This is a genomic window from Prevotella sp. MA2016 (assembly GCF_000619825.1).
GTDB lineage: Bacteria > Bacteroidota > Bacteroidia > Bacteroidales > Bacteroidaceae > Prevotella.
On the sequence record NZ_KK211036.1, the window covers coordinates 111,422 to 125,338 of the forward strand.

At 48.3% G+C, this 13,917-nt stretch carries 12 protein-coding genes; 3 read left to right on the forward strand and 9 right to left on the reverse strand.

The genetic code is table 11. The features are described from left to right. Window positions 1-8: 8 nt before the first annotated feature. Genes T360_RS0111145 through T360_RS0111160 form a run of 4 tightly spaced genes read right to left on the reverse strand, consistent with a single transcriptional unit; the run spans window position 9 to window position 2,427 of the window. Window positions 9-509: a nucleotidyltransferase domain-containing protein gene (locus tag T360_RS0111145; protein WP_028912861.1), complete on the reverse strand. Its 501-nt coding sequence runs from the start codon at window positions 507-509 to the stop codon at window positions 9-11. Window positions 510-520: 11 nt separating this feature from the next. Next, window positions 521-1,162 carry a Vat family streptogramin A O-acetyltransferase gene (locus T360_RS0111150; protein ID WP_036929511.1) on the reverse strand — a complete coding sequence of 214 codons (642 nt, stop codon included), beginning with the start codon at window positions 1,160-1,162 and terminating at the stop codon, window positions 521-523. A 15-nt stretch (window positions 1,163-1,177) separates the two neighbouring features. Continuing rightward, window positions 1,178-1,510, reverse strand: a complete 333-nt coding sequence (locus tag T360_RS0111155; RefSeq protein ID WP_028912863.1) for a multidrug efflux SMR transporter — start codon at window positions 1,508-1,510, stop codon at window positions 1,178-1,180. A gap of 23 nt (window positions 1,511-1,533) precedes the next feature. Continuing rightward, window positions 1,534-2,427, reverse strand: a complete 894-nt coding sequence (locus tag T360_RS0111160) for an AraC family transcriptional regulator (protein WP_024990708.1) — start codon at window positions 2,425-2,427, stop codon at window positions 1,534-1,536. A gap of 142 nt (window positions 2,428-2,569) precedes the next feature. On the opposite strand from T360_RS0111160, the gene T360_RS15235 reads away from it, so the two are divergent. Both T360_RS15235 and T360_RS0111170 read left to right on the forward strand, forming a co-directional pair. Continuing rightward, the gene (locus tag T360_RS15235) at window positions 2,570-3,394 is read left to right on the forward strand and encodes an MBL fold metallo-hydrolase (protein WP_081772790.1); all 825 of its coding nucleotides are present in this window, start codon (window positions 2,570-2,572) and stop codon (window positions 3,392-3,394) included. Between the two features lie 23 nt (window positions 3,395-3,417). Continuing rightward, entirely contained in the window at window positions 3,418-4,284 is an 867-nt protein-coding gene (locus T360_RS0111170) for a radical SAM mobile pair protein B (RefSeq protein WP_027454042.1), read from the forward strand. 241 nt (window positions 4,285-4,525) lie between these two features. On the opposite strand, the gene T360_RS15240 is transcribed toward T360_RS0111170, so the two are convergent. The 5 genes from T360_RS15240 to T360_RS15250 all read right to left on the reverse strand — a co-directional run bounded on the left by T360_RS15240 (window position 4,526) and on the right by T360_RS15250 (window position 12,859). Further along, window positions 4,526-4,786, reverse strand: a complete 261-nt coding sequence (locus T360_RS15240; RefSeq protein ID WP_036929669.1) for a tyrosine-type recombinase/integrase — start codon at window positions 4,784-4,786, stop codon at window positions 4,526-4,528. Between the two features lie 1,546 nt (window positions 4,787-6,332). Continuing rightward, a complete protein-coding gene (locus T360_RS16560; RefSeq protein WP_231488156.1) occupies window positions 6,333-7,280 on the reverse strand; it encodes a GNAT family N-acetyltransferase in 948 nt (315 codons plus the stop codon). 58 nt (window positions 7,281-7,338) lie between these two features. Continuing rightward, window positions 7,339-8,484 carry an efflux RND transporter periplasmic adaptor subunit gene (locus tag T360_RS0111200; protein ID WP_081772792.1) on the reverse strand — a complete coding sequence of 382 codons (1,146 nt, stop codon included), beginning with the start codon at window positions 8,482-8,484 and terminating at the stop codon, window positions 7,339-7,341. Between the two features lie 18 nt (window positions 8,485-8,502). Continuing rightward, entirely contained in the window at window positions 8,503-9,717 is a 1,215-nt protein-coding gene (locus tag T360_RS16055; RefSeq protein ID WP_081772793.1) for a TolC family protein, read from the reverse strand. Continuing rightward, window positions 9,701-12,859, reverse strand: coding sequence for an efflux RND transporter permease subunit (locus tag T360_RS15250; RefSeq protein ID WP_081772794.1), 3,159 nt, complete (start codon window positions 12,857-12,859; stop codon window positions 9,701-9,703). Before T360_RS15250 ends, T360_RS16055 begins: the two co-directional genes overlap by 17 nt. Before the next feature lie 511 nt (window positions 12,860-13,370). Between T360_RS15250 and T360_RS15255 the strand changes: the two genes are divergently transcribed. Further along, complete coding sequence (locus tag T360_RS15255; protein ID WP_051523538.1) at window positions 13,371-13,784, forward strand: AraC family transcriptional regulator; 414 nt, start codon at window positions 13,371-13,373, stop codon at window positions 13,782-13,784. The last annotated feature ends 133 nt before the right edge of the window (window positions 13,785-13,917 follow it).

The following is a 13,917-nucleotide window of genomic DNA, read 5'->3' on the forward strand; positions in this document are numbered from 1 at the left end:
ATATTGAATCAGATGTGAGTTTTATATTGCTCCGGTATCTCAAGATTGAAAGTTCTGCATAACAACAGAACATCGTGGACATCATTTTCATCGTATTCATATCCAAGATGGAACTGTACCTGTGCCTCCGGGTTTATGCAGAACACCTCAATATTCCCGATTTTTCCTTTACCTGAGAAAGTTTCGCTTGGGAAAGTGTATCCGTCATATAGAATTCCATCTTCGACATATTCGAAACAATGCAGATCGATTATTCTTCCGTTGTCATCTTTCCAGACAGTATGGCTGTCGGTCGTATAGTCCATTATAACTTCTCTGTATCCCTTCCCTGTAATCACGGATATGGTTATACAGTAGTCTTTCTTCTCTACGAACAGATCGATGTCGTTATGTATTCTTGTTTCTCTGCCTATAAGTGCATCGACACCCCAACCGCCGTCCAAAAATACCTTTACAGATGCTTCAGACAGCATTTCAAGAATCTCACATACATCAAAACAAGTTACCATAAAATTCGAATTTATAGGTTTCTGATCAATGATAAATCACCACTTGACAAAGCTTTGAAATTGCGCTCAATTTTCTCAATGTCCCAATCCCACCATTTCAGTTGCAGCAGAAAGGCGATGAATTCGTCATCAAAACGCATCCTGACCACTCGGCAGGGATTTCCCACGGCAACAGCGTATGGAGGAATGTCTGAGGCAACAACAGAGTTGGCTCCGATAATTGCTCCGTCACCTATGTGAACGCCTGGCATGATGGTAACATGCTGGCCAATCCAGACATCATTGCCCACAACGGTATCACCCTTCAGAGGCAATTCATCTTTCACCGGAGCAATGGCACTTCCCCAATCGCCACCAATGACATAAAACGGATAAGTCGTCACACCATCCATCCTATGGTTGGCTCCATTCATGACAAATTCTATACCTTTGGCAATAGCGCAGAATTTGCCAATAATCAGCCGGTCGCCTATGAAATCGTAGAAATGAGTGACATGCTTCTCGAACTGGTCAGCACCATCCACATCATCGTAGTATGTATAATCGCCGATGATGATACGCGGGTTCTTCACCACGTTCTTGATGAAGCAGAGGCTTGGAATCTTCGGATTCGGAAAAACCTCATTGGGGTTGGGTCTAATATTGATTTCCATAAATTCTGATTTATCTTAATGCACTTCCATTTTTGAGAACAGGTTGATTATGATAACACCTGCCATAATCAGCGCGATGCCGATATAGGCTGGCAGGTCGGGCACCTGCTTGAACACGAAAATGCCGATGAGCGTTATAAGCACAATGCCGAGGGCACTCCAAATGGCGTATGCGATGCCGATGGGCATGGTGCGCAGGGCATGGCTCAGGCAATAGAACGAGAACATATAGCCTACAACCATTGCGGTGGTGGGCAGCAGCTTAGTAAACTGCTCGGAGTATTTGAGCATCGAGGTGGCAAACGTCTCCAGGACGATGGCACCAATCAGAAACAGCCATTCTTTCATAAATTGAAATTTACCTAAAAGAGTTATTCAAACGTTCCATTCTCGTATTCTTGCTGGAATTGTGTACACGTCTTGCCTGTGGCTTTCTTGAAGAACCGCATCAAATGTGAAGGTTCTGAGAAGTGGAAGTCGTAGGCAATCTCGCTGACCGTCTTGTGGCTGAACAACAGTCCGTTCTTGATTTCGGCCAGCAGGCGTTGCTTCAGCAGGACGGTGGCTGGAACACCATATTGCGCCATGACGCTCTGGTTAAGCGTCACCCGGCTGACGTGCATCAGGTCGGCATATTCCTGCACACGCTGCAGGTCGCGGATGTGCTGCTCCATCAGTTCCACAAACAGGAAAGCGTAGTGGTTCTTCGGCAGTTCAAAGGGCAGACTATATGTCTCGGTATAGCGTCGGTTCAAGACGGCCAGCAGATAGTAGAGCACGCTGACGATGATATGGTAGCTGTCGGCTACAGGCTGGCGCAGTTCGCTGCGGATTTTCTTCAGCAGCCGTTCGTATTCCGTCAGTTCGTCGGCTGTTGCCATGAAGTATGGTGGCGTGTCGGTCTGCTGGCAGTACTGCAGGCGATAGACAAAGAACTTGTCGGCAATAAACGTACGCATGAAGTCGTTGCGGAAGATAAGGAAATCGTAGTCGAGGGCATCTTCGTCAATGTGCCATTCCTGCTGCTGGTGGGGCTTCAGGATGAGCACCATGCCATCGCGCAGTTCTATCTTCTGGTAGCCCAGCAACAGATAGCCATTGGCCTTACGGAAGAAGAACATCTCGAAAAAATCGGTCTTGAACACGGGGTATTCCGTCAGCACGCCCCTCCGCTCACTGCCATGGGCGGTGTTGATAAAGAAATCTACACCACATTCCGTCTTGCTGAAAGGCACCTCTACGAGCCTGTATGTTGTTTTTGCCATACCTCTTTATATGATTTCGGCTGCGAAGGTACGAAAAAAGCATGATTTATCAAAATGGCATAACAACATGTTGTTCTGGTATAGACATCTTTAACATTTCGCCGTACCTTTGCACCCAGAAATCAAAAAAACAGAAAAGAACATGAAGATTCAACAGATTAGAAACGCTACGATTAAGATTGAGTATGCCGGTAAGGTGATGCTGATAGACCCCATGCTGGGCGAAAAGGGCTGTATGCCTCCGTTCCCGTTCTCGCACCATCAGGAATTGCGCAACCCGATTCACGACCTGCCGATGACGGTGGACGAACTATTAAGGGATGTGGACTGCGTGTTGCTGACCCATCTGCACACTGACCACATAGACGATGCCGCTTATGAGCAGCTGCCGAAGGAAATGCTCATCGTCGTGCAGGACGAGCTGGACCGTGAGGTGGTCGTGTCGCATGGGTTCAAGCAGGTGAAAGTGATTGAGGGCGAGATGCAGCTGGGCGATGTTCGTCTGTCGAAGGCTGAGAGCCATCACGGCCACTGGTGGATGCTGCCGAAGGCCGGCCACACCTGCGGCTATGTGTTCCAGCACCCTGCGGAGCCTACGACCTATCTGGCTGGCGACACCATCTGGTATAGTGGTGTGCGTCGCAACCTTGACCGCTGGCAGCCCGATGTGGTGATAGTCAATGCTGGCGGCAACAAGTTTCATGTGGGAGGGCATGTCATCATGCACATTCCCGATGTGCTGAAGACGATGGACTACGCACCGAAGGCCACCTTCGTGGCCACCCACCTGGAGGGCGTGAACCACAATCACGTCACCCGTGCCGCACTCCATCAGGCTGCCAGGGAGCATGGAGTGGCTGGGCGCGTCCACATTCCCGAGGACGGTGAGAGCGTAAATGTCAGAAGGAAGACCTCGTTCCCATTATGGGGATGCAAATATGGTACAGGAGTTGCCACAGGAATTTAAGGAAGTATTAAAACAACAGGGTTATGATTATAAATGACAAACAAGTGCAGTCGGTGATGACAAAGTCATCGCTGCCTGTGGGCGGTTATTCCGTCAATCCGTACGTGGGCTGTACCCATGCCTGCAAGTACTGTTACGCCTCTTTTATGAAGCGCTTCACAGGTCATACCGAGCCGTGGGGGACTTTCCTCGACGTGAAGTACTGGCCTGCCATAACCAATCCGCACAAGTACGACGGCGAGCGCATCGTCATCGGTTCGGTGACAGACGGCTACAACGAGCAGGAGGCTGAATACAAGCGTACCCGTGCACTGCTGGAACAGCTACAGGGTGCCGACTGCGAGATTATCGTCACCACGAAGAGCGACCTCGTGTTGCGTGACCTCGACCTGCTGAAAACGTTCAAGCGCGTCACGGTATCGTGGTCTGTAAACACCCTCGACGAGCAGTTCAAGGAAGCGATGGACGATGCGCCCAGCATCGAGCGACGACTGGCTGCAATGAAGCAGGTCTATGAGTCGGGCATCCGCACCGTCTGCTTCGTGTCACCCATCTTCCCAGGCATTACCGATGTCTTTGCCATCATCGAGCGTGTTAAGGATTATTCTGACCTTGTATGGCTGGAGAACCTCAACCTTCGCGGACAGTTCAAGCCCACCATCATGCAGTACATCCGCGAAGAGCATCCCGACCTGCTACCGCTCTACGACGACATCTACAAGCGCAAGCGCCGTGACTACTGGCAGACGCTCGCCCTGCAGGTGGAAGCCTACACGAAGGAGCACCAGATGCCCTACGTCATCAACGACCTGCCCTATGGTCGCTCAGAGTATGGCCATCCCGTCGTGGTCAACTATTTCTACCACGAGGAAATCAGGCTGACGCGATAGCATGACTTCGATTTCAATTATATTGCCGCATACGTACAATACTGCCGTATGCGGTTTTATTTTGCAGCATTAACAAGCCGTTTCTCTAACTCGTATGCACGCTCCAAATCCTTGGGGAATTGCGTGTCGCGCATCTCTTCCTTATGCCGGGCATCTATCATCTTAGCGTCGTAGCGGTTGTAGTCATTGAGGTGTTATGTTGTGCACAACATAAATTTGACTGCGCAAAGTTACACATAAATCACAGACTATCCAAAAATGCCATTAGGTTTTTGTCATCTCTCCAATGCTTTTTGGATTTTTTAGCCTTCATCTCACAATTCAGCAAGGCTTTGGCCTTCATTTCCAAATTCACCTCAGCATAGATGTTCGTTGTCTCCACAGACACGTGTCCCAACCATGCCCTGATGGTATTGATATCTACGCCAGCTTGCAGCAGATGGGTAGCAGTGGTGTGGCGGATGGTGTGCGGCGACACCCGCTTGTCTCTTACTGACGGCATCCTCCTTTTCGTATCTGTCACTGAATTGTTGCATTTAGCGAAGTTTTCTCGCCATGCCAAAGCACAAACAAGTTTGACTTTGGTCATTTGGCTTAACGAAAACATTCTTATTCCGACTTCTTCATTTATGCCTTTTCCTGACGAAGCGAGTCACACTTACTTTTTCCGTCGCAAAGTTAGTGCAAGCCGTATTCTGCAAGTACCAGGTGCCTTATTCCTCGGATTTTTTCAAAAACTTTTTGCCGTCTGCAGGGCATCCAATAAAAACTTTTCAGGCCCAGGGGTGAAATAATTCGGTAATTCCTTGCATTCCCATACTTCCCTTGCCAACTCTTAAAGCAACGTTAAGAAGTTTTTTATGGTTCATAAAATAGTGCGAATCAACTATGATGAAATTTTTTGTCCCTCGAAGAAAAAGTGTTACTTCGGGGGACAGATGGGGGACAAAATGGGTGATAATCTGCAAATATCGAAGTTAAAAATCAAAAATCTGCAAAAATAGACGAAATTTTAAATGCTTGAAATCATGCGATTTACAAGCCATATTTGCATATAGTATGCTTTTCTTTGCAAAAAATCACTTTCCCACGCAGAATCTACTTTCCGACGCAGAATGTAAAATCTGCAAATATAAGTCGTTGATAATCAGTGTATATGCCTCCAATTGCAGGGGACAGATACTATGCCGAGGGACGGAGGAGGGACGGAAAATATACAAAAATCTGCAAATGAAGCTGCCGTCAAAAATAAAATATACAAACATCTGCAAAGACGTTTTTCCAGTTCTTTGTATATTCACATTCGTTAACACGGATTCTTGCACATTTTTGTATTCGCTGAGAAGCGAGTGAAGAGCGACTTCCAATTTCTGTCCCTTTAGGTACATTTATCTTTGCAGTTCTTTGTATATATTTATAATCAGACGAAAAATGGGCGTATTTTATAACTCAAAATTGGCTTGTTAAAAAGTGTTGACACTATTTTTGTCCCTTTGTAGCATTTTACGAAATCTGTCCCTCGGGGGACACTATTGAGTAGTTATCTGTCCCTTTTTGTCCTTCGGCACTCTTCATTCTGTCAATCAGAGTCCGTTTATTATATTATTTGGCGGAAAAAAGTTTAGTTTAGGTTATGGATATATTAAATGCAAATAAACTAAACCGTGCCAAGTTCAATCCATTTTATACTTTCTCTTTTTCTTTTGGACGGCAGAAAAAACTTTCCACAATGTTGACATCGTGCGCGTATGCGCGTGAAAAGAAAAATGTATGTTTCTACTTTCTGGAGTAGATGAAATTAGGTTGCAAAGGTAACTGTTGTTCCTTCATCTACCCAATGTGATCCGTGGTATGGCTCAAATTCTCCACACTATCTGGGTTGTATTTGGAGCCATAACCTTGTGCTGATGGTCACAACACCTTGTGAAGCAACATAATTTCTAATCACTCCCGAAAGTTGAGAAATCTACAGTAAGGAAATTAAAAACATCGAGATTATGGCAAATCAAGCAACATTATCAAAAGTTTTGATAATGTTTCGAAGTTTGTCATAGAGATAATACCATGTGAATTGTAGTTGCCGTATGGCCTGAATGACCAAGGCGAGAAGGCAGTTTCACAAAACCATGACGGGCATACATCTTCACTGCATCGGCAAACTCCGGGAAAGACTCAATGTAGAGATGTGTATAGCCTGCTTTCCGTGCTTCATTGATGACCAGTGAGAAAAGTTTTGAGCCATACCCCTTCCCACGAACTTTCGGGGAAAGATAGAATTTTACCAGTTCTACATATCCTTCAGGCAAGCCTTCTGTTGGATAGAAACCACAGCCCCCCATCACCTCACTATCTTCGTTGATGACCCAATATCCGGCATTCACATCCTGCAAGGATTTCCATATATGCCATGTGCGGGAATCATCATAGACGGTGTTCACCAATGGTGCTCCATATTCCTCGAACACAGAACGTATCACACGGGCAAGCGGCTTCTGATCTTCCTGTTCTATCGGTCTGATGGTCGCTGTTTTATTCTCCAGACACAGTTCCATCAGTATATCACAACGTTCGTAGGCATTATTCTTCAGCAGTATCTCCTTGAATCCCAATTTGCGATAAAGAGCAATGGAGGCTTCCAAGCGGGTGTTGCCTTCGAGAAAGATTCGTTTTACATCATGACTGCGGGCATAGTCTAATAATGCCTCGCCCAGTTGGCGACCGATGCCTTTTCCCTGTGCATCTGGAGAGACTGCCATCTTTGCCAGCTCGTGACAGTCAGATTCAGGATGCGGTTTCAGCGCACAGCAACCCACAACCTGTCTGCTTTCGTCTATAGCCAGAAATATCTGCCCACCATGTCCGATGATGTTGTCATCGATATGTGCAAATGTGTCAAGATCAGACTGCTCCAGTCTGAACCAGGTCTCTATCCACTGCTTGTTCAGTTGGATAAAGTCCTGCTTGTATTGCGGCTCGTATGTGACAATTCGTATCATCAATTGCAAAAGTACACCTTTCTTAGCATTTGTGCAATACCATAACAATGGTATTTACTTATTCCTCCTCACCGTGGTCGGCCAACATAGACTCCAGATAAAAGGCCTTGGCTATGACAATTTCGGAGGAAGGAGACACGCTGTCGGTGAATGTGATTTGCGTGTAGCCTTGCTGGCTGAATCCCGTGACGACTTCCTGTTTCCGGAAACGGTTGGAACCAAGACTGACAAATACGAACTTGCGATTGGCACTCATCACAATGGCTTCATCGGGCACGGCATCGCAGGTCTGTTCGTCACAGTGGATGACTGCCGAAACGAACATATTGGGCAAGAGTTTTGCCCCTTCCGCGCTGTCGAGTTTGACATGAACAGAAGCCGACTTCGACTCATTGTCCAAGGCTGCGGTAACGAACGAGACAGTGCCCGTGAGGAGTGTTGAGGACTGGTCGGAGAGTTGCATGGTGACCTTCTGGCCGATGTGGATGCTGGCGATGTCGCTTTCAAAGACATGGAGGTCGGCATGGAGGGCTTTGTTGTCATAGACCTTCATCAGCACGGTCTCGCTGTCGAGATAACTTCCCATACTTACCAATATCTCGCCCACCACGCCCGAGATGGGTGAACGTACGGGAGCAGCATTCGAGAAATGCCCTTGCGCCACCTGACGACTGCTGATACCCAGTTGTTCCAACTGAAGGCGCAAGCCTTGCTCGGTGACGCTGGCCATGTCAAATTCGGCCTTGGCCTGTTGCAGGTTTTTACCCACACCAGCCCCTTGTTCATGAATATCCTGCTGACGCTGCAAGGCCTGCCGTGCCAGCGATAATTGCCGGGAAGCAACGAGATAGTCTTTCTGTAGAGCCACAATCTCGGTGTTCTCCACTAAGGCCAGCGTCTGTCCCTGCCTTACAGCCTGTCCTTCTTTCACCAGGATGCGCTTGGTGATGCCAGCAACCAAAGAGGTGACATCCGCACGGTCTTGCGGAGAAAGTCTCAAAGTTCCCGTGGCATTGATGGTGCCCGAAAGTTGGCGTTGCTCTACATGCCCGAACTTGACACCGATGGTATTCAATTGCTGTTCGGTCAATTCAACGACATTCTCTTCATGCGACTCTTTTTCTTCCTCTGCCTGCTTCACTTCGTTCTTGCAAGAAACGGTCAGCAGCGACAGGGCGATCATAGAATATATTATTATCTTCATCTTCTTAATCGTTAATAATTACTTTCCTTTGATAAAATTCAGTTTGATGATGGCTTGATTCAACGCATCGATGGCCTTGGCATTATCCATCTCAACGGCAAGTGCCGCCGACAGGTTTTGCACGTGTTCCACGTAGGTAATCTCTCCGGCTCCATATTCGATACGCGACAGGCGACGCATCTCCTTGGCGGCAGGAAAGCCATCGCTCTGATAATAGTCGTATGAGCGTCTGGCACTCTCCAAGGCATTCTTGGCAATCAGCAGTTCGGAACCGCTCTTGCGCTCTGCCTGTTCCTTTCTTGTGCGTGCGATATCCACATCCAGTTTTGCAGCAGATTTACGAGCCTTCTGGGAGCCGTAGAAAAGCGGGAAGGCCACCCCGACTTCAAAGCCCATCCAGTTACCCTTGTCGAAGCGCGACCTGTCCACGTTGTAGGGGTTGATACCTGAAATGACCAACTGATGACGGATTCCAACGTTGAATGATGGCATCATTCCCTGGCGGATGTAGTTCAGTTCACTTTCACTGCGCATCTGCTCACTCTCCAATAGTTGTCCCTGCGGGGTAGCGGCAAACGACCAGGCATCGTCCACAGGCTGCACACACAGATAACCGTCTGTGGCAACAACTGTTTCCGAGGTGTTCATCAACTGCTGCAACTGTATGGCGGCAGCCGTTTTCTCATCCTGAGCCTCACGCAGTCTGATACCATTCTCTGCCTTCATCTGCTGGGCGTTCATCAGTTCCAGGCGGTTGGTCTCACCGTTTTTATATCGGATGTCTGCCGTCCTGACAAACTCACCCAGCACGGAGTCGTTTCCGCAAAGCAGCGCTTCGACATGCTGCCAAAAGAGCAGCTGACTATAAGCCACGGAAACATCCCTCGTAAGTTCACTTTCCGTAAGTTGATGCCGGCTTTCTTCAACCAAAGTTTCGGCTTTCAGCAGTTTCCGCCGCTTGCCGTAAACGGTCGGGAAATCAATCTTCTGCGAGAGCGTCAGTGCATTGTCGGGACTGCCGCCCGATGTCGGGTCCTGCGACAGCAACAACTCCGTCCGATCCAGCTCGAAATAGGAGCCTTCCATTCGTTTTGCCCGCTGCACTTGCAGGTCGGCCACCTTCACGCCCATGTTGTTGGCACGGGCAATCTCGATGCACTTCGCCAGCGACTGTGCATCCACTGACGACAGGCAACAGATCAATATTAATAAGGTACTATATATTCTTTTCATTTTCTGTTTGATGTGAATTTGCTTCCGTTTTTTTCGTAAAAGTCTTGTAAATGGTAGGAATCACGAAGAGCGTAAGAACCGTGGCTGTGAGCAGACCGCCAATAACGACGGTGGCCAACGGACGCTGTACTTCGGCTCCATCACTGGTGGAGAGGGCCATGGGCAGGAAACCAAAAGAAGCTACCAATGCCGTTATGACAACTGGGCGCAGACGGTGTTCGCATCCTTCGAGTATGCGCTGACGGACATCCGTGACACCATGATGTTGCAAGGCATTGAACTGTCCCACGAGTACTATACCATTGAGTACGGCAACACCGAACAAGGCAATAAAGCCGATTCCTGCCGAGATACTCATTGGCATGCCGCGAAGCCACAAGGCAACGATACCGCCAATGGCTGAAAGCGGAATAGCCGATGCAACGTATAGCGTCTCACGCACACTCTTCAAAGTGGCATAAAGCAATAGCAGAATCAACACGAGAGCCACGGGAATGGCAACCATCAACCGGTCTGTGGCGCTCTGCAGATTCTCGAACTCACCCCCGAAGGCATAGTGGTATCCGGCAGGCATCTCCAGACGGTCGTCAAGAATCTGCTGGATATCCATGACCGTGGAACTGACATCCCGCCCCTTCACGTTGAATCCTACAAAGATACTGCGCTCCCCATCCTCGTGAGAGATTTGCGCCGGAGCCTCCTTATAACTGATGGTGGCCAACTGGCGCATGGGAACGGAAATGCCAGACGGTGAGGGTACGAATAGTTCCTCAAAATTGGAAAGGGCATCACGTCCGTCATTGTGGATGCGGAGCACAATGTCAAACTGACGATTCTCCTCCGTCACGCTCCCTGCTATTTTTCCTGCGAAAGCCGACTGCAGCACATCGTTGGCCTGACGGATAGAAATACCATACTTGGCCAACATCTGACGGTTGTATTCCACTTGCAGTTGCGGCAGTCCATTTACCTTTTCCACAAACAGGCTACCCACGCCTTCAACATCCTTGATAAGGCGCTCCACCCTGTCGGCCAGGTCCGCTAACACCTCCGTATCACCACCGTAGATTTTCACCGCGACATCCTGACGAATACCAGTAATCAACTCGTTATTACGCATCTGGATAGGCTGCGACATCTCCACATCAAGACCTGGAATCACACCAAGGGCTTCTTCCATTTTTTCCTGCAAATCATTTTTCGTCTCGGCAGAAGTCCACTCTGCTTTTGGTTTCAGGGCGACAAGCATGTCGGCGCGTTCCACGGGCATCGGGTCGGTGGGTATTTCTGCAGAACCGATGCGCGTCACCACCTGTTTGATTTCGGGGAACTCCTGTTTCAGAATCTGTTCCGCCTTTGTACAGGTCTCCACCATTTGGGTGAGCGACGTGCCCTGCGCCATACTCAATTCTACAGCGAAATCTCCTTCTTCGAGCGTGGGTACAAATTCAGCTCCAAGCCGACTCATCAGGAACAGCGAGGCCCCAAAGAGTGCCATCATACCGACAATGACACCCCTGCCGTGATTTATGCATTTATCCACCAGAGGCAGATACCATGATTGCAGCCGGGCCATCATACGCGCACTGAGTGACGTCGTGGCGTGCTCCAAACGCAGCATGACCTTGTTGGTGGTTTTCCGCTTCAAGAATACAGCCGACATCATCGGGACATATGTAAGCGAGAGAATAAAGGCGCCGAGGATGGCAAAGAAAATGGTCATAGCCATGGGACGGAACATCTTTCCCTCGATACCCACCAAGGTCATCATCGGCAAATAGACAATCATGATGATCATCTCTCCGAAGGCAGCCGACTTACGTATCCTACTCGACGATTCATACACCAGATTGTCGAAATTACGGATTTGTGTGTCATCCTGGGAAGCTATCCTCGCCACCACGGCTTCTACGATGATGATGGCACCGTCAACAATCATACCAAAGTCGATGGCACCAAGACTCATCAGGTTGCCGCTGACATCAAACACGCGCATCATACCGAAGGCAAACAGCATCGACAACGGGATGACCGAAGCCACAACAAGTCCGGCTCTATAGTTTCCCAAGAAAAAGATGAGAATGAAGATGACAATGAGTCCACCCTCCATCAGATTGCGTGCAATGGTGTTAGTAACACGGTCTACCAACAAGGTGCGGTCAATAAATGGCTCAATGACAACACCCTTGGGAAGACTCTTCTGAATATCGGCAATGCGTGACTTCACATTTTTGATGACTTCCTGAAAATTCTCGCCCCTCAACATCAGCGTGATACCAGCCACTACCTCGCCTTCACCATTACGGGTCACGGCACCGTAGCGTGTTGCATGTCCGAAGTGCACCTTCGCCACATCACCCACCAGAACGGGCACACCGCCCTGGGTCTTCACCACGATTTTCTCAATGTCATCCAACGTCTTCACCAATCCGAGGCCTCGAATATAATACTGATTGGAAAGACGCTCTATGTAACCGCCGCCAGTATTTTCATTGTTCTCGTTCAGGGCAGTATAGAGTTCGGCAATCGTCACGCCCATGGCATTGAGGCGCTCCAGGTTTATATCCACCTCATATTGCTTCACATAACCGCCCCAGCCACTGACCTCGGCAATACCTGGCGTACCCGACAACTGTTTTCTCACAATCCAATCTTGAATGGTACGCAGGTCGGTGAGCGAGTATTTATCCTCATACCCCTTCTCGGCACGGATGGTATAATGGTATATTTCACCCAAACCGGTAGAGATGGGTGCCAGTTCCACATCCACGTCATCAGGCAGTTTTTCCTTGACGCCCCCCAACTGCTGGTCTATCAGTTCACGCGCCCAATAGTTGTCAGTTGCGTCGTTGAAGACCATCGTGATAACCGCCATTCCGCTACGGCTGATGCTCCTCCGCTCTTTTACTTCTGGAATATTGGCTAATGCCATTTCGATAGGTGTAGTGACGTTACGCTCCATCTCCTCAGCACCAGTAGATTGAGACGTCACGATAATCTGCACCTGATTGTTGGTGATGTCGGGTGTGGCATCGAAAGGCAGATGAAGCAAGGACCATAGGCCCCACGCCACCAATGCACAGGTAAATACCCCGACCACCAATTTGTTCTCAATAGAGAACTTGATGATACGTTGAAACATAACTTATATTTAGTATCAATTCTATAAAGTAAACTATATTGACCGCAGGTCAATAATACACTAAAAGATGGAATTGATACTATTGAGGCGGTTGCCAGATAGATGCATAAACCGTATGCACATATCCATTGGAATAAGGAGTGAAGACCTTGTGGCAAGATAAGGGCTTCAAGCACATTTCCGTCACTTTTTTCGCCTTGACGACGTTTGCGCATCCGCAACAACTGGAGAAAGGCGAGCAACAGCAATGCCCTTCTGGACATGAAGTGTGATCATGATGAGAGCCGTCATTTCTATGCATCTGATGGCACTGTACTGCATCCAAATGCTCTGTCATGTCATCCCAATTACATGGTATGACAGACAGCAATAAAACAGATATGGACAACAGCAGCAATAACGGTTTCATCACATTTAATTATGATATAATATCAATTTGCGCTGCAAAGATACGACATTTCACTTGCAACTCAGTTGCAAACTTCTCATACCGTCGATTTCTTTTGAAATAATGATTCAAAAAGATTGGGTGCAACCCCTGTTCTCACAAAGAGTTGCACTCAATTTGTCCGTTTTCAGCATCTTTCGATTATTCCTCGACAGCAACCTGATGGGCAGCCTCTGCCTTACGATGATGTACGACATCTTCGATGCCCATGCCCAACGAGAATCCACAGACTCGCATACTGACCGGACAGCCTACATCGTCAAGCAGCTCATGGCACTTCTCTCCACCGGCATCAGCCGCACAGAGCGCGATGTGAGCTACTACGCAGAGCGACTAAACGTATCGCCAAAGTATCTCTCGGCCACCATCAAGCGCGTGACAGGACACAGTGTCACCTCATACATCGACCGACACACCGTACCTATATTAAAAGAATATCTGAATGATGAGCGCCTGTCCCTCACCCAGATAGCATAACTTATGAATTTCACTACTCTTTCTTACTTCAGCCGCTACTGCACAAAGCATCTTGGTCAGTCACCCAGCGAGTACCGTCAGAGTCTTCAACCAACGTTCGAGTAGTTCTTTATATATGAACTATATAATCGGC

Bases quoted from the DNA above. Each gene is read 5' to 3' on its own strand.
- T360_RS0111145 (WP_028912861.1), bottom strand. From the start codon at position 509: ATGGTAACTTGTTTTGATGTATGTGAGATTCTTGAAATGCTGTCTGAA.
- T360_RS0111150 (WP_036929511.1), bottom strand. From the start codon at position 1,162: ATGGAAATCAATATTAGACCCAACCCCAATGAGGTTTTTCCGAATCCG.
- T360_RS0111155 (WP_028912863.1), bottom strand. From the start codon at position 1,510: ATGAAAGAATGGCTGTTTCTGATTGGTGCCATCGTCCTGGAGACGTTT.
- T360_RS0111160 (WP_024990708.1), bottom strand. From the start codon at position 2,427: ATGGCAAAAACAACATACAGGCTCGTAGAGGTGCCTTTCAGCAAGACG.
- T360_RS15235 (WP_081772790.1), top strand. From the start codon at position 2,570: ATGAAGATTCAACAGATTAGAAACGCTACGATTAAGATTGAGTATGCC.
- T360_RS0111170 (WP_027454042.1), top strand. From the start codon at position 3,418: ATGATTATAAATGACAAACAAGTGCAGTCGGTGATGACAAAGTCATCG.
- T360_RS15240 (WP_036929669.1), bottom strand. From the start codon at position 4,786: ATGCCGTCAGTAAGAGACAAGCGGGTGTCGCCGCACACCATCCGCCAC.
- T360_RS16560 (WP_231488156.1), bottom strand. From the start codon at position 7,280: ATGATACGAATTGTCACATACGAGCCGCAATACAAGCAGGACTTTATC.
- T360_RS0111200 (WP_081772792.1), bottom strand. From the start codon at position 8,484: ATGAAGATAATAATATATTCTATGATCGCCCTGTCGCTGCTGACCGTT.
- T360_RS16055 (WP_081772793.1), bottom strand. From the start codon at position 9,717: ATGAAAAGAATATATAGTACCTTATTAATATTGATCTGTTGCCTGTCG.
- T360_RS15250 (WP_081772794.1), bottom strand. From the start codon at position 12,859: ATGTTTCAACGTATCATCAAGTTCTCTATTGAGAACAAATTGGTGGTC.
- T360_RS15255 (WP_051523538.1), top strand. From the start codon at position 13,371: ATGATTCAAAAAGATTGGGTGCAACCCCTGTTCTCACAAAGAGTTGCA.